The organism is Marinospirillum minutulum DSM 6287 (assembly GCF_000422325.1).
In the GTDB taxonomy this organism is placed as follows: Bacteria; Pseudomonadota; Gammaproteobacteria; order Pseudomonadales; family Halomonadaceae; genus Marinospirillum; species Marinospirillum minutulum.
In genome coordinates, this window is record NZ_AULO01000011.1 from 225,148 (window position 1) to 243,946 (window position 18,799).

General features: G+C 43.6%; 13 protein-coding genes and 1 pseudogene. 9 read left to right on the plus strand and 5 right to left on the minus strand.

Features of this window, described 5'->3' with window-relative positions; all coding sequences use genetic code 11:
- Window positions 1–57: 57 nt before the first annotated feature.
- Complete coding sequence (locus H571_RS0106340; protein WP_036217792.1) at window positions 58–1,380, minus strand: MATE family efflux transporter; 1,323 nt, start codon at window positions 1,378–1,380, stop codon at window positions 58–60.
- 17 nt (window positions 1,381–1,397) lie between these two features.
- Window positions 1,398–5,108 (minus strand): annotated as a pseudogene (gene metH, locus H571_RS14440) (methionine synthase).
- Window positions 5,109–5,273: 165 nt separating this feature from the next.
- Here metH and nfuA point away from each other — a divergent pair.
- The 5 genes from nfuA (at window position 5,274) to H571_RS0106370 (ending at window position 11,335) form a co-directional block, all read left to right on the plus strand.
- The gene (gene nfuA / locus H571_RS0106350; protein ID WP_036217794.1) at window positions 5,274–5,882 is read left to right on the plus strand and encodes a Fe-S biogenesis protein NfuA; all 609 of its coding nucleotides are present in this window, start codon (window positions 5,274–5,276) and stop codon (window positions 5,880–5,882) included.
- Between the two features lie 107 nt (window positions 5,883–5,989).
- Window positions 5,990–6,976, plus strand: a complete 987-nt coding sequence (locus H571_RS0106355) for a TAXI family TRAP transporter solute-binding subunit (RefSeq protein WP_027848577.1) — start codon at window positions 5,990–5,992, stop codon at window positions 6,974–6,976.
- Between the two features lie 126 nt (window positions 6,977–7,102).
- Window positions 7,103–9,703, plus strand: coding sequence for a TRAP transporter permease (locus H571_RS0106360; RefSeq protein WP_051168187.1), 2,601 nt, complete (start codon window positions 7,103–7,105; stop codon window positions 9,701–9,703).
- A complete protein-coding gene (locus H571_RS0106365) occupies window positions 9,696–10,142 on the plus strand; it encodes a universal stress protein (RefSeq protein ID WP_027848579.1) in 447 nt (148 codons plus the stop codon). The genes H571_RS0106360 and H571_RS0106365 overlap by 8 nt, the downstream gene beginning before the upstream one ends.
- A gap of 14 nt (window positions 10,143–10,156) precedes the next feature.
- On the plus strand, window positions 10,157–11,335 hold the full coding sequence (locus H571_RS0106370) for a CaiB/BaiF CoA transferase family protein (protein ID WP_027848580.1): 1,179 nt from the start codon (window positions 10,157–10,159) through the stop codon (window positions 11,333–11,335).
- Between the two features lie 4 nt (window positions 11,336–11,339).
- On the opposite strand, the gene H571_RS0106375 is transcribed toward H571_RS0106370, so the two are convergent.
- Window positions 11,340–12,359 (minus strand): DNA-binding protein, encoded by a 1,020-nt coding sequence (locus H571_RS0106375; RefSeq protein ID WP_027848581.1) that lies wholly within the window; start codon window positions 12,357–12,359, stop codon window positions 11,340–11,342.
- Between the two features lie 203 nt (window positions 12,360–12,562).
- On the opposite strand from H571_RS0106375, the gene H571_RS14445 reads away from it, so the two are divergent.
- The 4 genes from H571_RS14445 to H571_RS0106395 all read left to right on the plus strand — a co-directional run bounded on the left by H571_RS14445 (window position 12,563) and on the right by H571_RS0106395 (window position 15,776).
- The gene (locus H571_RS14445) at window positions 12,563–13,759 is read left to right on the plus strand and encodes a tyrosine-type recombinase/integrase (RefSeq protein WP_051168188.1); all 1,197 of its coding nucleotides are present in this window, start codon (window positions 12,563–12,565) and stop codon (window positions 13,757–13,759) included.
- Between the two features lie 73 nt (window positions 13,760–13,832).
- Window positions 13,833–14,225 carry a hypothetical protein gene (locus H571_RS0106385; protein WP_027848582.1) on the plus strand — a complete coding sequence of 131 codons (393 nt, stop codon included), beginning with the start codon at window positions 13,833–13,835 and terminating at the stop codon, window positions 14,223–14,225.
- 15 nt (window positions 14,226–14,240) lie between these two features.
- Entirely contained in the window at window positions 14,241–14,654 is a 414-nt protein-coding gene (locus H571_RS0106390) for a SufE family protein (RefSeq protein ID WP_027848583.1), read from the plus strand.
- A gap of 6 nt (window positions 14,655–14,660) precedes the next feature.
- A complete protein-coding gene (locus H571_RS0106395; protein WP_027848584.1) occupies window positions 14,661–15,776 on the plus strand; it encodes a DNA alkylation repair protein in 1,116 nt (371 codons plus the stop codon).
- 7 nt (window positions 15,777–15,783) lie between these two features.
- Here H571_RS0106395 and H571_RS0106400 read toward each other — a convergent pair whose 3' ends face one another.
- Window positions 15,784–17,664 carry a WD40/YVTN/BNR-like repeat-containing protein gene (locus tag H571_RS0106400; RefSeq protein WP_027848585.1) on the minus strand — a complete coding sequence of 627 codons (1,881 nt, stop codon included), beginning with the start codon at window positions 17,662–17,664 and terminating at the stop codon, window positions 15,784–15,786.
- Entirely contained in the window at window positions 17,661–18,779 is a 1,119-nt protein-coding gene (locus H571_RS14450; protein ID WP_245562330.1) for a P-loop NTPase, read from the minus strand. The genes H571_RS0106400 and H571_RS14450 overlap by 4 nt, the downstream gene beginning before the upstream one ends.
- Between the last annotated feature and the right edge of the window lie 20 nt (window positions 18,780–18,799).

The window sequence follows — 18,799 nt, forward strand, 5'->3', positions numbered from 1 at the left end:
GCATGTTTTAGCGAGTACTAAGCCTGTTATTTAACGAGTAACAGGCTTTTTTTATGGTTAGATTTTTATTCCTTGCCAACGCCTGCGCTGCCAAACTCTTACAAACACTGCAGAGTTAATCATGCGATAGGCTAGCTGAGCTAACCAAATACCTAGCAACCCCCCTTGTAAATAAATACCTAAAAACCAAGCCATAGGTAGAAAAAATAACCACTGTATAGAAAGACTAATTTGCATAACCGACCTGTGTGCACCAGCACCTTGCAAGGCTTGGTTAAAAACTAAGGCTGCTGAATCCAGAGTAATCATAATGCCCGTTAGCATTAAAGGAATTTTACCTAACTCAATTAAGCTATCCTGATGTAAAAATAAGCCTAAAATAGCTTCAGGCAATAGCAGCATAGGTAAACCTAAAACAGCTAGAATAAGTGCAGCTAGGCGCATGCCTTCCCAGCCCCAGCTATGGGCTTCTTCCTGATTATTTTCACCTAAGCTATTACCCACGAGAGTCATAGCAGCCATACCTAAACCTACACCGGGTAAAATTAAGAGTAATGAAAGGTGTACTAAGACATGCCCCACCGCAACACTGGCTGTACTTATTTGCCCTAAAAACCAGAACAAAACGGCATAGCTAACGGCAAACAAAAACTGCTGCAAAGAGTTAGGTGCAGCTAAACGTAGTGTTTGCCAAAGTAGGTTAAGGTTGGGTAATTTAACAAGAAAACCACTCGGGCGGGCAGATTGCCAAGTGAGCCAACCCCAAACTAAAGCACCGGCAGTAATAGAAATACTGGTAGCCAGTGCCGCCCCTGTTGCTCCTAAAGCCGCTACACCCAAACCGCCATGAATCAGCCAAATACTTAAAAGAATATTTAAAGCATGGGTGAAAATAATAATACGAAAATAGATCCCAGTTTTTTGAATACCATGCCAATAACCACGGAAACTAAGGGTTAAGGCAATAGGAAGCAAACCAATAATACGCCACTGAAAATAGCTATTGGCTACTTCTTGTACTTCAGTTGTTTGATTAATGCTGGCGATTAGCCAGTTGGAGTTAAACCAGCCTAGAAAACTTAAAGGTAAGGTAACCATTAGCGCCAGTAATATTGCTGCATTTAGCGGCAAAGCCCTAAGGGTAAACTCTTTTGCACCATGCCGTCGCGCAACCTGAGATTGTACGCCTGAACTTAACCCAGCGATCATCGCAGATAACATAAAAATAGCGTAGCCACCCACTCCTACGCCCGCTAATACGGTTTCGCCTAAACTGCCCACTAAAATAGCATCAACCAAGTTAAGCAAACTCTGGCTTAGCATCCCACCCATAATGGGTAGGGCTAAGGCCAGAATTCTTTGTGTGCGCTGTTGCGGCATGGTGTACAGGCAGCTAACTAAGCTTGATCAGGGTCATAGCTTAGAGCAGGTAACAACCAGCGCTCTAAAGTGTCGGCCGCCATGCCCTTATGCTTAGCAGCTGATTCCACTTGGTCACGGGTAATTTTACCTAGGTTAAAGTACTTACTGTCTGGGTGCGCAAAGTACCAACCCGAGACAGCGGCAGTGGGATACATAGCAAAGCTTTCAGTCAGAATTAAGCTGGTATGTTCGGTGGCATTTAACAGCTCAAACAAGCCTTCTTTTTCCGTATGGTCAGGGCAGGCGGGGTAACCAGGTGCAGGGCGAATGCCTTGGTAGGCTTCTTTAATTAACGCATTGTTATCTAACTGCTCATCACTTACGTACCCCCAAAACTCTTTGCGTACTCGCTGGTGCAGGCATTCAGCAAAGGCTTCAGCTAGGCGATCGGCAAGGGCTTTTAGCATAATGGCACTGTAATCGTCTAGCTCGGCTTCATAAACCTTGGCTAGTTCATCAACACCAATACCTGAAGTGACGGCAAAGCCACCTATCCAGTCAGGAATACCGCTTTCCTTGGGTGCAATAAAATCGGCTAAGGATTTACAAAATCCTTGTTTATCGGGCGTTTGTTGACGTAACTGGGTTAGTTTTTTGATGACCACTTAGCGGGTTTCATCGGCATAAACTTCGATCACATCATCGTCAACACTGTTAGCAGGCCACAGCCCAATAACACCTCGGGCTTCAATTTGCTGCTTGCTAACCATTTGTTTTAGCATGGCTTGGGCATCAGTAAATAACTTTTTAGCTTCTTCACCCACTATCTTGTCTTCAAAAATAGCGGGGTATTTACCTACCAAGTTCCAGCTAATAAAGAAGGGTGTCCAATCAACGTATTCAACCAGTTCTTCTAGCGAATAATTAGTAAAGGCTTGCACGCCCAACTGCTTGGGTGCAACTGGGGGCTTGGTTACAAAATCTAATTTAAGCTTACGGCTACGGGCTTCGGCATAATCACAAGAAGCACCCTTTAAAACTCGCTTACTTTGACGAACCCTTACCTGCTCATATTCTTCACGAATGCTTGCCATGTAATCAGGCTTGTGTTCAGAAGAAAGCAGATTGCTAGCAACACCCACTGCACGAGAAGCATCGCTAACATAAACCACTGCTTCGTTATAATGCGGATCAATTTTAACGGCAGTATGGGCTTTTGAAGTGGTCGCACCGCCTATCATTAAGGGAATAGTAAAACCTTGACGCTGCATTTCTTTAGCGACGTTCACCATTTCATCTAGGGAAGGGGTGATTAAACCGGACAAACCTATAATATCAACCTTTTCTTCACGGGCTTTTTCTAGAATTTTATTGGCAGGCACCATCACGCCCATATCCACTACTTCGTAGTTGTTACACTGCAAAACCACGCCAACAATATTTTTACCTATATCGTGAACATCGCCCTTAACCGTGGCCATTAAAATCTTGCCTTTGGTTTGCACTTCGCCCGATTTTTCAGCTTCAATGTAAGGAATAAGGATCGCCACCGCTTGTTTCATTACACGGGCTGACTTTACCACTTGCGGTAAGAACATTTTACCTGCTCCAAACAGATCACCCACCACATTCATGCCAGCCATGAGCGGGCCTTCAATCACATGGATGGGGCGGTCGGCCTGTTGGCGAGCTTCTTCTACGTCCACATCAATAAAAGCTGTAATGCCTTTAACTAGCGCATGAGAAATGCGCTCATTGACAGGTAAAGAGCGCCATTCTAAGTCTTCTTTTTTCTCAGCAGTAGAACCATCACCACGGTATTTTTCGGCAATATCTAAGAGGCGTTCCGTACCATCATCACGGCGGTTAAGCACTACATCTTCAACGGCATCACGCAATTCTGCGGGCAAATCATCGTATAAGGCTAATTGCCCAGCGTTCACTATACCCATGCTCATGCCCACTTTAATGGCATGGTATAAAAAGACCGAGTGAATCGCTTCACGAACTGGGTTGTTTCCACGGAAGGAGAAAGATACGTTGGACACACCGCCGGAGATAAGCGCATGAGGCAGGTTGTTGTGTATCCACTCGGTTGCCTGAATAAAATCAACCCCGTAGTTGTTGTGCTCTTCTATACCCGTAGCAATCGCAAAGACGTTAGGGTCAAAAATAATGTCTTCAGCAGGAAAACCAATTTCATCCACTAAAAGACGGTAAGCCCTTTCACAAATTTCAGTTTTACGTTCAAAAGTATCGGCTTGGCCTACTTCATCAAAGGCCATCACAATAATGGCCGCACCATAACGCTTACACAGTAGCGCTTGTTCACGGAAGGCTACTTCGCCTTCTTTCATGGAAATGGAGTTAACAATCGGCTTGCCTTGCACACACTTCAAGCCCGCTTCTAAAATTGACCATTTAGAAGAGTCCAACATAATCGGAACTCTGGCAATGTCTGGCTCACCGGCAATTAGGTTCAGGAATTTCACCATAGCGGCTTCTGAGTCCAACATGCCTTCATCCATGTTGATATCAATCACCTGAGCACCGTTTTCTACCTGCTCTAAAGCCACTTCTAAAGCCGTGTTGTAATCTTCAGCAATAATTAGCTTTTTAAAACGTGCCGAGCCAGTAATGTTGGTTCTTTCACCCACATTCACAAATAAAGAATCCGCAGTAATGTTAAAGGGCTCTAGGCCAGATAAGCGGCAAGCGGGTGCAATATCGGGTACTTGGCGTGGTTTTATTCCAGCAACGGCTTCGGCTATTTTTTTAATGTGTTCTGGTGACGAACCACAGCAGCCACCCACAATATTCATTAACCCAGCTTGAGCAAATTCAAGTAGAATTTCGGCCATTTCTTCGGGTGTTTGGTCGTATTCACCAAAGGCATTGGGCAAGCCTGCGTTGGGGTGAGCAGAAACATGGGTGTCCGCTATGCGTGAAAGCTCTTCAACGTAGGGGCGTAAATCTTCAGCACCCAAGGCGCAGTTTAAGCCCACAGAAATAGGGCGGGCGTGACGGATACTGTTCCAAAAAGCTTCAGTGGTTTGACCGGAAAGTGTGCGGCCAGAAGCATCGGTGATGGTACCGGAAATCATAATCGGCAGCTCATAACCCTGCTTAGCAAAGACTTCTTGAACCGCAAAAATAGCCGCTTTAGCGTTCAAGGTATCAAAAATGGTTTCGATCATGATTAAATCGACACCACCACGAATCAAGGCTTCGGTGGATTCTATGTAGTTCTCTACTAATGCATCAAAAGTAACGTTACGAAAGCTTGCATCGTTTACATCAGGTGAAATAGAAGCGGTACGGCTGGTGGGGCCAAGAACACCAGCAACATAACGGGGCTTTTCTGGTGTAGAATACTCATCCGCTGCTTGGCGAGCTAGGCGTGCACCGGCTTCGTTTATTTCAGCAGCCAGTTCCTGCATGCCGTAATCGGCTTGTGAAAGGCGGGTCGAGTTAAAGGTGTTGGTTTCAACTATGTCAGCACCGGCAGCAAAATATTCACCGTGCAAACGACGAATTAAATCGGGCTGAGAAAGAACTAAAAGGTCGTTATTGCCCTTAACATCGCTAGGCCAGTCAACAAAGCGTTCGCCTCTAAAATCGGCTTCTTCAAGCTTTTGATTTTGTATAAGGGTACCCATGCCACCGTCAAGAATAACGAGGCGTTGCTCTAGGCTTTGTTTAAGGGTGGCAATACGTGCCTTGGCGGCGTTAGCAGGGGTATTCATTGAGAAGACTAGCTCCGAAATAAAAATTTGCGCTAGTGTAACAAAAACAGCTAGTTGTGGTCATATAAAAAGACCCATTAAAACACTAGGGTATTGTCCTTCAGGCTTGATTTGTCATAAGATGCTCACAAATTAAGCCTTATCTCTTAAGAGGAAGCAAAACCAATGAGTGATACCGAAGTTATTAGTAAACCACTAGAAATTACTGCCAGCGCTGAAAGCTACTTAGCTGAGCTACTGTCTAAGCAAGATGTTGAAGGCATGTCGGTGAGAGTTTTTATTACTCAGCCAGGTACGCCCTATGCTGAAACCTGCTTGGCTTATAGTCGCCCGGGTGAAGAAGAACCAACGGATGAGTTGTTGCAACTAGAAAAAATTAAAGTCTATTTAGAAAAAAATAGTTTAGCTTTTTTAGATGAAGCCGTCGTTGATTTTAACCCAGACCGCATGGGTGGCCAGCTCACCATTAAAGCACCCAATGCTAAAATGCCTAAGGTCAGTGCTGATAGCCCCTTAGCAGACCAAATTAACTACATTCTTTACAGTGATATTAACCCAGGTTTGGCCGCTCATGGTGGTGAAATTAAACTGGTTGAGTTAACCGAAGATAATGTTGCCGTATTGCAGTTTGGTGGTGGTTGTCAGGGTTGTTCAGCAGTTGATTTAACCCTAAAAGACGGTGTAGAAAAAACCTTGTTAGAGCGTTTACCGCAATTACGTGGTATTCGTGATGAAACAGACCACACGGTAACTGAGAACGCTTATTATAAATAAACTTAAACTAAATCAGTGAATTGGTTTGACAGATAGCTAGTGACTGCCTAAATTCAGGGTGTAGGATAAAACGAATAAAAACTGCTTGGGAGAATAAAAGCATGTCAATGCTAAGAAAAACACTGGCAACAGCGGTTGTCACTGCAGGCATAGGTTTAGGTGCAGCAGCTATTAGCTCTGCCGCACTGGCTGCAGAGCAGAGCTTTATTACAGTAGGAACTGGTGGTGTTACTGGGGTTTATTACCCAACAGGTGGCGCTATTTGTCGTTTAGTAAACCGTACCCGTAAAGAGCATGGTATTCGTTGTTCCGTTGAAAGCACCGGTGGTTCTGCTTATAACGTCAACACCATTCGTGCTGGTGAGTTAGATTTTGGTATTGCCCAGTCTGATGTTCAGTATAACGCTTACCGTGGTGAAGGGCAGTTTAATGAATCAGGTGCTTATACTGATTTACGTGCGGTTTTCTCCCTACACCCTGAAGCCTTTACTGTGGTGGCTCGTGCCGATGCCAAGGCTACTGAGTTTGATGACTTACAAGATAAGCGCGTTAACGTGGGCAACCCAGGTTCTGGTCAGCGTTCAACTATGGAGCAGCTACTAGACTTACGCGGTCAAGATATGGGTGTCTTTTCTCTAGCGGCAGACTTACGTGCTGCAGAAATGTCGAGCGCCCTTTGTGATAACCGTATAGATGCAATGATTTATGTTGTAGGTCACCCAAGCGGCTCTATTAAAGAAGCCACTAGTAGCTGTGACAGCAACCTAGTTAACGTACGTGGTGACTATGTTGACCAACTACTAAGAAAGTACCCTTACTACCGTCGTGCGGTTATTAAAGGTGGTGAGTACAACGGTAATCCTAAAGACACTCACACCTTTGGTGTAGCAGCAACACTAGTGACTAGTGCACAAACTTCTGATGAACAGGTTTATCAGTTAGTTAAAGCAGTATTCGATAACTTCGATACCTTTACACGTCTACACCCTGCCTTTGCAGACCTAGACAAGAAAGATATGGTAAGCGCAGGCCTTTCTGCTCCACTTCATCCTGGTGCTTTAAAGTACTATCGTGAAGCAGGCTTACTTAAATAAGTAGTCTGTACCCGAGTAGGTAAGCGGGTAAATAAAAACCAGCTATTCAGCAATTGACTAGCTGGTTTTTTTATCTGCCAGCAAACTAATAATAAAGATGGGCTGACCTGCAAGAGGCAAGTTTAAATGACAGAAAATAATAGCAGCAAACGTATAAGTATAGATGACACTTCTATAAATGAAGCAGAAAGATTGGTTGAATCTGAGAGTGGCTCGCGGCTTCCAGCAGGGTTAAGTGGCAAATTAATTCTATTGGTTGCGTTAAGTTGGTCGCTCTTTCAACTTTGGTACGCTTCACCTTTCTCTCTTATAAGTTCATCCTTTGCACGTCCAATGCATTTGGCTTTTGCTATTTTTCTAGCCTTTTTAGCCTATCCCGCCTTTAAAAAATCACCGCAAAGCAGAATTCCTTGGCATGATTGGCTGCTCGCTTTGCTGGGTGTTGCCTCGGCTACCTATTTAGTCTTTGCTTATGAAGCCTTATCTACCCGGCCAGGTATTCCCAATACAGCTGATTTAATTTTTGCAGGCATGGGAATGCTGCTGCTGTTAGAGGCAACTAGAAGAGCCCTAGGCCCTCCCTTAATGGTGGTTGCGGCGGTCTTCTTAATTTATACCTATTTTGGCCCTTATTTTCCTGAAGTTATTTCACACCGTGGTGCCAGCTTAGAGCGGCTTTTATCTCACCAATGGTTAACCTCTGAAGGGGTGTTTGGTGTTGCAATAGGTGTTTCTGTTAGTTTTGTTTTTCTTTTTGTACTTTTTGGCGCTTTGTTAGAAAAAGCAGGCGCTGGTAATTATTTTATAAAAGTTGCTTTCTCTCTTTTAGGGCATTTGCGTGGTGGTCCAGCTAAAGCAGCCGTTGTTGCATCAGGCATGTCGGGCTTAATTTCAGGTTCCTCTATTGCCAACGTGGTGACTACGGGTACTTTTACTATTCCTTTGATGAAACGTGTCGGTTTTCCTGCGACTAAAGCCGGTGCGGTTGAAGTTGCAGCTTCAACAAACGGCCAGTTAACGCCACCCATTATGGGGGCAGCCGCTTTTTTAATGGTTGAATATGTAGGCATTCCTTATTTGGATGTTATTAAACATGCCATTTTACCTGCTCTAATTTCTTACTTTGCTTTGTTTTATATTGTTCACCTAGAAGCCTGTAAAGCAGATATGAAGGCTTTACCTCGTCGCCATGAAACTAAGTTTATTTACTTATTAATTAACTTTATCAGTGCTTTTTTAGTTCTAGCTGTGCTTACCCTAGTGGTTTATTACGGCATTGGCTGGATAAAAACCTACCTAGGCGACTGGGCTTTACCCGTGGTTTTGTTTTTAGTTGCTGCTGCCTATGTTGGCTTAATTGCTTACGCTTGCCGTTACCCAGAATTGGAAATGGACGACCCTGAAGCAGAGGTTTTAGAGCTTCCAGAGGTTGGGCCTACGGTTAAGTCTGGGCTTTATTTTTTACTGCCCGTCGTAGTATTGGTTTGGTGTTTAGCAGTAGAAAAATTCTCACCAGGTTTAGCAGCTTTCTGGGCAACCATCTTTATGATTTTTATTGTGGTAACTCAGCGACCTTTAAAAAACTTCTTCCGTAAAAAAGACAACTACCTAGCAGCAACCCGCCAAGGGTTTAATGAGCTTTTGTTGGGCATGATTAACGGTGCTCGCAACATGATAGGTATAGGTGTTGCAACGGCTGCCGCTGGTATAGTGGTTGGTACTGTAACTCTGACAGGTATTGGTCTTGTTATGACAGATTTTGTCGAGTTTATCTCAGGTGGTAGCCTAGTTTTAATTTTGCTTTTTACTGCAGTTATCAGCCTAGTTTTAGGTATGGGCTTGCCTACTACAGCTAACTATATAGTGGTTTCTACGCTTATGGCGCCGGTTATAGTAGAGCTAGGCGCACAGCATGGCTTAATGGTGCCTTTAATAGCAGTGCATTTGTTTGTTTTCTACTTTGGCATACTGGCTGATGATACGCCACCTGTGGGGTTAGCCGCTTTTGCCGCTGCTGCTGTCGCCAAAGCAGATCCAATTAAAACGGGGGTACAAGGTTTTACCTACGATATACGTACCGCCATTCTTCCTTTTATGTTTATCTTTAATACCAACTTATTACTTATCGACCTAGACAGTGCTTTCCATTTTATAACCGTTGTTTTTGGTGCAATCACCGCCATGCTGGTATTTGCTGCGGCAACACAACATTGGTGGCTGACTAAAAACCGCATTTGGGAAACCCTAGCACTCTTGTTAATTACTTTTACCTTGTTTAGACCTGGTTTTTGGTGGGATATGATTTACCCACCCACCCAAACTCATGCTGCAACAGAAATTTTTGAATTAGCAGAAAAACAGCCGGTTAATTCTTCCTTAAAAATTTGGGTAAGTGGAGAAAGCCTTGATGGGCGAGAAATTAAAAAGCTAGTAAGTTTGCCTTTAGCTGAAGCAGGAACAGGTGAAGAACGACTAGAAGCTGCAGGGCTTTTATTAATTGCTGAAGAGGATAGAGTAGAGGTTGATTTAATTGCTTTTGATTCGCCAGCAGAAAAAATTGGTATCGACTTTGGGTGGGAAATCAGTGCTATTCAAGAAGAGCTAGACCAACCAGCTAAAGAGTGGATGATGATACCACCGCTACTTCTATTAGGTTTAATTGCTTGGTTACAAAAGCGCCGTATTCGTTTAGCAAAAGTTAAAACAAAAGGTGTCCAGCATGTTTAAACAGCTTCTATTACCCGTTGATATTTCTTGCGGCACTAATCAGCAAACCTTAAAAGCAATTAAAACTTCAGTAGAGCTAGCCACTGCCTATGAAGCACAGTTGCACATTTTAACCGTTTTACCAGGTTTTGGCTCGCCTATGGTGGCGAGTTACTTTCCTAAGCAAGATTTAAGCAAGCTTTTGGATAGTATTTATCTAAAGTTACGCCAAATGGTTGAGCCACATATACCTAATGACCTAAATGTTAAACTTAGGGCAGTGGAAGGCACACCTCACCAAGCCATTCTTAAAGAAGCTAAGCGTATTAAGGCAGATTTGATTGTACTTCCTAGCCATGACCCCAAGCGTATGGAGCGCTTCTTTCTAGGTTCTGTGGCTGCCAAGGTGGTTGAGCGTTCACATGTCTCTGTCATGGTGGTTCGTCCCGACCGCGATTAATATAGGTTTTTGCTATGCCTTTAAAAAATTTGAAAGTTTTAGATTTCTCAACTCTTTTGCCTGGACCTTATGCCACCATGATGCTGGCAGATATGGGCGCTGAGGTTTTACGTGTTGAAGCACCTAACCGACCAGAAATTACCCGAGAAATGCCACCCTTTGATGATCAAGGCGTTAACTTTATTCATTCCTACCTTAATCGCTCTAAACGCTCTATTGGCTTAGACCTAAAAAAACCAGCAGCGATAGAAATTATTAAGAAACTAGTAGTAGAGTATGACCTAGTGATAGATCAGTTTCGTCCTGGGGTGATGGACAGGCTAGGTATTGGCTATGAAACATTAAAGGCGATTAATCCACGCTTAATCTACTGTGCTATTACTGGCTATGGTCAAACTGGCCCTTATAAGAATCGTCCTGGACACGATATTAACTACTTGGCACTAGCTGGTGTTGCTAGTTATACAGGCCGTCCAGAACAAGGGCCTTTACCCTTGGGTATTCAGGTTGCCGATATTGCTGGTGGTTCTATGCATGCTTTGGTTGGCCTACTAGCCGCTGTAATAGAGCGCCAGCAAAGTAATTTAGGGCAGTTTATTGATATTAGTATGACTGACACAGCTTTTGCTTTAAATGCTATGACAGGTGCTGGTGCTTTAGGAACGGGGGTTTCACCAGAGTTAGGGCAGGGTATTCTTAATGGTGGATCCTTCTATGATTATTACCAAACAGCTGATGGTCGCTATTTTTCTGTAGGCAGCCTAGAGCCGCAGTTTTTAAAGCTTTTGTGTGAAACACTGGAGCGTCCTGAATTAATTCAGTTAGGCATGAGCCAAAAACCTGAAGATCAGCAGCAGTTACGTAAAGAATTAACCGATATTTTTGCTAGTAAAAGTTATACAGCCTGGCAGGCTATTTTTGAATCGGTTGATGCCTGTGTTGAACCTGTCTTAACGATTACCGAAGCGGCTAATCACCCACAGCTGGTTGAACGTGAAATGCTAGTTGAGGTTGAAACTAGCTATGGCACCAAGATTAAACAACTTGCTTGCCCAATTAAGTTCTCTCGTAATTCAGCAACATACAAGCACACAGGCACAGACCTAGGTGCAGCTAGTCAGCAGGTTTTACAAGCACTAGGCTATGATAACGAGGCAATAAATCAATTAGCTGCAGAGGGGGTTCTTGGCTAACTGATTAAACCATAATTAATGGGGCAGGACGGCTGGCACTTGCTAGCGCTGCCTTGAGTTCATTAATTAGTTGGTTTTTATTGGTTAATTCAGCATTAAACTCTTCTAGCTTAGCCAACCAAGCCGTTTGCTTCTCTGCTAACTGAGCTTCTAGCCGATCACTTCTTGCTTCCAACTGCTCTAGTTGCTTAAGCAGGTTCTCTTCTCTTATTTGTTTGCCTTGTAATTCAATAAGTTGTTGTTGAGCCTTTTCTTGGCTGGTTTTTAGCTGCTCCTCTAGTGTTTTTATTTGTTTCTTAGCTTCAGCGGCTTCTTGCTGAGTTGCTTCCTTCAAACTAGCCGTTTGTTGACGCGCTATATCTACTTCTTGCATCCAACGCAATTGGTTTTCTTCATTTCTCTGTTGCTCATGGGCGAGGGCAGCTTGCTGTTCTTCTTTTTGCTTCTGTAAAGCCAGTTGTTGTTCTTTTTGTTGCTCTACTAAAGCCTGTTCTATGCGAGCAATTTGTTGCTTAGCCGCTGTTTCCTTGGCTTGGCTTGCGGTTGTTAAACTGCTTAACTGTTGGTTACTGGTTTCTAACTGGGTTTCTAAACGGCTTAACTGAGCAGCCTGCTGTTTTAAGTCGGTTAAGAGCGCATTATTTTTTTTATCAATTATCAGGTTTTTTTCTTCCATGCGCTGTGCTTCTTCTAAAGCGAGCTGTTTGTCGGTTAAGGCTTGGCGTATTTCTGTATCCGCTTGTTGCTGATAGCTGTGTAGCTTTTCATCAGCTTCTGAACAGGCTTGTTGCCAAAACGCTTGCGCCATTTTAACCAGGCTAGCGGGCAAATCTTGTGACTCCTGCTGCAAGGGTGTGGCGTTACGTTGATTAGCACGCCATTGCTTTAAGTGTTCACTAATAGTAGTGAAGCTGCCAGTTCCCAACCATTCTCTAATGCGTTGTATGGTTGGGTTATCACCCTGTTTTTGAAGCTGAACGGCAGCTTCAACCACTTCTTCGTATTGCACACCCATTCTAGCCATCTTAGTAAACCTCTTTTTTGTTGCTGCTGCCTAGCGGTAGGCGCTTTGTCGTATTTTATTCATAATAATATGTATTACGTAATATGTAAAATTACTTACAGCAATAAGTATTAATTCATGATAACCACTATTATCATGAATGCTAAAATTATGAGATACTACGAAATGCACCACCTATGCCAGTAACAGAGATATGCTTAGCTATGACCAATAAAATACCCAGTTCGGCCAATAAGTTCGCTTTACCTATCGCGCCGCTAGAATCTTTGCCAAAACTGCCCGATGAATTAAATGGTCGCTTTGGTGAGAACCGTCCACCCGCCACGCAGATTTGCCAAATTGCCGCGAATACTGATTTAGAAGCGGTTCAGTCTTGGTTGATGGAGTATCAAGAACAGCCGCAAACCTTTCGTGCTTACCGTAAAGAAGCTGAAAGGCTGTTACTTTGGTGCTGGTTAGAGTTAGGCAAACCTTTTTCTAGCTTGAATCGTCAAGATTTAGCGGTTTATCAAGGATTTTTAGCTGACCCTCAACCTGCAGCGCGTTGGTGCGGGCATGGGCGCACTCCGCGGCATTCTGAGGAATGGCGTCCTTTCCAGGGTGGTTTAAGTGCCACTAGCCAACAACATGCACTTAGGGTTTTAAAAGGTTTGTTTCAATATTTGCATTCGGCTGGCTACTTAGCTGGCAATCCCTTAGCTTTAATGCGTAAAAGAGAAGTTCGCCAAGACTCACGCAATGTAAGAGAAAGGCATTTAGACCAAGAAACTTGGGATGCTTTGGTTGATTACCTGCAACACCAAAAAACTGAAGATGTACAGCGACTAAGGCAAGTAGAACGCTGGCGTTTGTTGCTGGCTTTTTTGTACTTGTTAGCACCACGTGTACATGAAGTGGCACAAGCTAAAATGAATGATTTTTTTCAACGCCGTGGTGATTGGTGGTGGGCTGTAGAAGGCAAAGGTAAAAAATACGCTGAAATACCGGTGAATGAAGCCTTAATCAATGCTTTAAAGCGTTATAGAGAATTTTTGAACCTCCCTGCTCTACCTGATAGTGAAGACTTTAGCCCAGTAATACGCAACTTGGCAGGTAATCAAGGCATAGGTGCGAATATGATTTATCGCACCATGAAAGACTTAACCGATGAAGCCAGTCAAGCTTTTGAAATTTCTAATCCAGACATAGCCAAGCGACTAGCTAAAACCTCAACCCATTGGTTTAGGCATACCTCGATAACCCACCAAGCCGATGCCGGTGTTGAATTAAGGTTTTTAGCGCGTAATGCACGTCATTCAAACCTTGCTACAACACGTATTTACTTGCATGAAGAGGATGAAGCCTGGCAAGAGCAAAACAAAAAGCAAGACTGGCAAGCGCCTTGGGCTGACAAACGTTAGTTTACTGACAGTTAAGTGCCTGGCTGTTAGTATAACCCCTAGTTTTAATCCTATTTTATGATGCGGAGTCAGCATGTTAGGTAAATTGCTAATAACGGCAATCCTTGGTGGTATAGTCTACTTTTTATGGCGAAAGCAGCAGAGTGAAAGCAATGCCTTGACTGAAACCACAGGAAATTCACGCCCTGCACTAACTGCCACTAACCCTAAACCTCCTATTAAGTTAATATTTTCAGGTGTATTAGCCGTTATTCTTTTAGCGACAGCCGCTTGGATGGTTTATGACTGGAAAGACCAGCGCACCCTACTAGAAGTAAAGGTTATTACCCCCAATACAGCAAATATAAACACCTACCAAGTTTATAAAAAAGATTTGCAAGAACGTGGTTTTAAAACCCGTGATGGACAACTGATTCGTATTGCCAACAGTGAACGCATGGAAGTGCGTCGGTTGGATGTTCACTAATTCTGGAGACTTACCTTGTCAGCACAAGAAGCCCAACAATCACTACTAGAAGAATTTGAGTTTTTTGATAACTGGATGGATCGTTATCAGTACATTATTGATTTAGGTAAAGCCTTACCTGACTATCCTGAGGAATGGAAAACGCCTGAATATAAAATAGAGGGTTGTCAGTCTCAGGTTTGGATACGCCCTGAAGCTAAAGATGGCGTAATTTCTTTTGCAGCTATTAGTGATGCAGCTATTGTTTCAGGCTTAATTGCATTACTTATGCGGATTTATAATGGCCGTACCGCAGCAGAAATTCTAGCTACTCCGCCTGATTTTTTGCAAGTATTAGGGTTAGATAAACACCTAAGCCCTACGCGCAGTAACGGTTTACATGCCATGTTGGAACGTATTTTTGCCATTGCTAAAGCAACCCAAGGCTAAGTTAAAATGGCTGAGCCGCTGATTAATCAATATGGGCCAGAAATCCCACGTCAAATAGCCGCACAAATTAAGGCTGTTGCTAGTGAGTTTCAGGACCAAGCTTTTATTGATAGCGCCTTAGCTGGATATGAAAAACTCGACCTAATGGCGCGTGGCAAGCAGTTAGCTAAAACTTTGCACGCCTACTTACCGCCCAATTATGAAGAAGCCATAGATTTGCTAGTTGCTTCTATGGGGCCTCGTTTAGAGCGGGATATGGGTAATGGCATGGCGCCCTTTATTTATTTGCCGCATAGCTTTTATATAGCTAACTATGGCTTAAATCATTTTGAAGCTTCAATGCAGGCTATTTATCAGCTAACCAAACGCTTTACGGGTGAGTTTTGTATTCGTCCTTTTCTTGAACAGCATACCCAAGCTACCCTAGAACGTTTACACCTTTGGGCAGACGATGACTGCCATTATGTTCGGCGTTTAGTCTCTGAAGGCCCCCGCCCTCGCCTACCTTGGGCTAGTCACTTACAAGTATTTAAAGAAAACCCTACCCCCGTTTTAGAACTGCTTGAAAAGTTAAAAGATGACCCAGAGCTGTATGTAAGGCGCTCGGTTGCTAACAACTTGAATGATATAGGTAAAGACCACCCTAGCTTATTACTAGCAACAACAAAAAGCTGGCTTAAAAATGCCGATGCTAATCGTCAATGGTTAATTCGCCACGCTTTACGTTCTTTAGTTAAACAAAGCCACCCCCAAGCCTTGGAACAACTAGGTTATGGGCAAACACCTCAGGTTGAGGTTACACAGGTAAGTTTCACACCTAAAAGCATTAAACTCGGCGAAACCGTCGAGTTAAGCTTTGAATTATTAAGCGCTAGTAAAGAGCCGCAAAAGCTATTAATTGATTTTTGTGTGTACTTTGTTAAAGCTAACGGTACAACTAGTAGTGGCAAGGTTTTTAAATTAAAAACACTCACTTTAGCTGCTAATTCAAGCGAGTTGTTAAAGAAGAATATCAGTTTTGCTAAGATAAATACTCGCAAGCATTACCCAGGTGAACATCAAGTAGAACTACTCATTAACGGAAAAAGCTACCCCTTAGGTAGCTTTTTAGTAACCAGTTAAGCTGCTTTCAAGCGTTACGTTTTAAAATAACACCCTGGTTGCCTACTGCAAAGACACTAGTATCAGTAAGCACACAAATAGCTCTAAGGCTTGCATTGGGTGTGGTTTCTGAGAGCCATTGTTGACCATCAAACCTTAATATACTGCCATGCGTACCTACGGCATAAATACAGTTATTAGATAACCCGTCTAACGCCATTAAATCATCACGTGCACGTATGGGGGTTAAATTCCATTTCTCGCCATTAAAGTGTACCAGTGTGCCAGAAAGGCCAACAATAAAGATATTGTCTAAAGCATCACCCCAGACATCAAAAAGAAAGTTTTCAGTTCCAGCGTAAAACTCAGCCCAGTTTTCGCCATTCCAGCGTAATACCAACCCAAAATCACCCACAGTTAACAGGTGTTTGTCATCATAACCCCAAATACTGTACAAAGTGGTTTTGGTACCACTAATCATACGGTGCCAGATCAAACCATTCCAATGCAGAATTAAGCCCTCATCGCCCACGGCATAAATAGAGTCTGGCCCACTGCCCCACATAGATAAAATGGTTATATCTAGGTTTAAATTAAAGGCTAGCTCCCAAGTTTTTCCATCATAATGGTAAATTTGTCCCATAGCGCAACCGGCATAAATTCCACCTTGGTAATCTGTCCATAAGCAGTGCACGGATAGTTCACTATTGGCCTTTGGCAAGCTTTGCCACTGCTGTGACTTATACTCTAAAACGGTACCACTGTCGCCACAGGCAAAAACACGGCCATCAGCAAGTGCATGTAGCCCCCAAAGGTTGTGCTCTGTTCCTGATTCCATTAGCTCCCAAATAGGCTGTACTTGTTGAGCAGTTTTTTTAGGTGCTAAGGCTTCTGAAAAATTAGCTGCAGCCGTCATAATGGTAGAAAAGTCACCCACAGCTAGTGCTTCACCACTAGGCAAGGGAATGATATCCATTAAATCATGGTGCGTATCGGTGCGTAATTGACTTAAACGCTCACCTTCTAGGTAGAATAAATGGCCTTGATCACCAGCAATTAACACACCTTTTTTATAAGTACGCAGTGCTCTAAGGCGAGGAATTTCTTGAGTCGTTTCTATTTTAGTAAACTCGCCTTTATGCCAGCGCACTAGCTCACCACGAAAACCACCGGCATCAACAAAATAACGTCCACCAGCTAATAACAGCTCATCATCTGCAAGGGCTAAAACAGCAATAAAACCCGCACCTATAGGGCAGTCTAGTTTTTCCCACTGGCCATCCCCCTTGCTAGTAATAACCGTACCTTCAGCTCCAACTGCAAAGAGTTGACCCTTGGGTGTAAGGGTAATACCCCGTAAATTTAATCTTGTTGGGCTTTGTTCTTGCTGCCATTCTTTACCATCAAAAGCCAAAAGGGTGCCATTATCACCAACTGCCCAAGCACGGCCCTTTTCATCGCCTGTGATTGCAAATAAGGGGTTGTTTTCTGAACAAGCCACAAAACCCTGAGTTTCTGGGTCTATTAATCCACCACGGCGATGATGCCACTCTTTACCGTCAAAACTTAAAACTGTACCCATCCAACCTACAGCATGAAGCTCTTTGCTGTTTCTACCCCAAATAGAATGCAGTGGTAACTGAGTTGGTGTTTGCATATTCAGCCACAAACCCTCTTGGCTAGTTGAAGAAGCATCAAAGTGCAGAACCACACCTTCATCACCCACCACAAATATTTCATCATCCGCTGCCCAACCAGACCAAAGGACATCGCCTTCGCCTGCACCCACTTGAGCTACACGCCGCCATACAGCTTGACGTGGAGAGTTAGGGTCAGCTGCTGCAGCTATTTTTCGGAATAGGTTTCTTCTAGCCGGATTAGTGGGCGCACTTTCAGTAGAGTGACTCATTTATCTTCCCCACTAGAGGTGGCGAGGCGTTTTTGTTCAGCGCCCAGTAGTTGAGCTAAAGCATGTCGAACAGCCTCACGCTCTTCACTGGGCATCCCTTCTAACGATGCCTCAAGTTCAGGTGATAACAAATTACTTTCAAGCGCTTCATTGATAGACTCCACAGCGGTTTCAGCAAAATGTTTACTGGCGTGTTGAATGCAAGCATCAATCACGGGTGCAAAAGCTACAGCTACCGCACTGGTGGGGCGTTTTAAAAGATCGGGTAGGCCTTCATCTGAGCCACTGGCTAAATGAGGATCTAAAGGAATTTGAGTTAAGGATTTGATACCAACAGCATTGAGTTTTTCTGTTAATCCGCCATTAGGAAAAAGGTGAAATTCACCACTACAATGAGGACAAGTAATACCCGACATGTTTTCGACAACACCTAATATTGGCATTTGGCGGTCTTGGCAAAAGCGTAGAGCTTTTAGACTATCCATTAAGGCAATTTCTTGCGGACTCGTTACCAAAATGGCCGAAGTATTGGCTGTTTCTAGCATATCACTAAGGGTGATTAGCTCATTGCCTGTACCGGGAGGCATATCGACAATTAAGTAATCCAACTCTTCCCAGTTAAAAGAACCGATTAAATGGTGCATAAAGTCATGCTTGTAAGAGTCACGCCAAACAATGGGAGTTTCGTCACTTTCCATTAAAAAGGCTAAAGAGCCAACTTTTATTGGCTGCTTGATAGCAGGGTTTTGAAAGTTACAAGTGGCTAAGCCTTTTTGGGTGACTTTGATATGTGAACCAACAAAGCCAAAAAAGCGGCTTTGATTAGGGCCATGAATATCTGCGTCGGCCACGCCCACACGGTAACCCTGTGCAGCAAGTCCAGCTGCCAAATTAGCCGAAATGGTACTTTTGCCTACTCCGCCCTTATTAGCCATCACTAGAATAATTTGATCAATAGATGCAAGCCGCGCTTCAATCAATAACTTTTCATGGCGTGACTTGTCTAGGGTGCAATCAGGGTCTTTAGGGCAGAACTGACAAGCATGGCCTAGCCCACAAGCTGGCTGGTCAGATAGATTCTTGGTTTCATCAATATTGATATGTTTTATCTGCACTTGTCGCCTCGTATCATTAC

Bases quoted from the DNA above. Each gene is read 5' to 3' on its own strand.
- H571_RS0106375 (WP_027848581.1), bottom strand. From the start codon at position 12,359: ATGGCTAGAATGGGTGTGCAATACGAAGAAGTGGTTGAAGCTGCCGTT.
- H571_RS0106395 (WP_027848584.1), top strand. From the start codon at position 14,661: ATGGCTGAGCCGCTGATTAATCAATATGGGCCAGAAATCCCACGTCAA.
- H571_RS0106385 (WP_027848582.1), top strand. From the start codon at position 13,833: ATGTTAGGTAAATTGCTAATAACGGCAATCCTTGGTGGTATAGTCTAC.
- H571_RS0106340 (WP_036217792.1), bottom strand. From the start codon at position 1,380: ATGCCGCAACAGCGCACACAAAGAATTCTGGCCTTAGCCCTACCCATT.
- H571_RS0106400 (WP_027848585.1), bottom strand. From the start codon at position 17,664: ATGAGTCACTCTACTGAAAGTGCGCCCACTAATCCGGCTAGAAGAAAC.
- H571_RS0106355 (WP_027848577.1), top strand. From the start codon at position 5,990: ATGCTAAGAAAAACACTGGCAACAGCGGTTGTCACTGCAGGCATAGGT.
- H571_RS14445 (WP_051168188.1), top strand. From the start codon at position 12,563: ATGACCAATAAAATACCCAGTTCGGCCAATAAGTTCGCTTTACCTATC.
- nfuA (WP_036217794.1), top strand. From the start codon at position 5,274: ATGAGTGATACCGAAGTTATTAGTAAACCACTAGAAATTACTGCCAGC.
- H571_RS0106370 (WP_027848580.1), top strand. From the start codon at position 10,157: ATGCCTTTAAAAAATTTGAAAGTTTTAGATTTCTCAACTCTTTTGCCT.
- H571_RS0106365 (WP_027848579.1), top strand. From the start codon at position 9,696: ATGTTTAAACAGCTTCTATTACCCGTTGATATTTCTTGCGGCACTAAT.
- H571_RS0106360 (WP_051168187.1), top strand. From the start codon at position 7,103: ATGACAGAAAATAATAGCAGCAAACGTATAAGTATAGATGACACTTCT.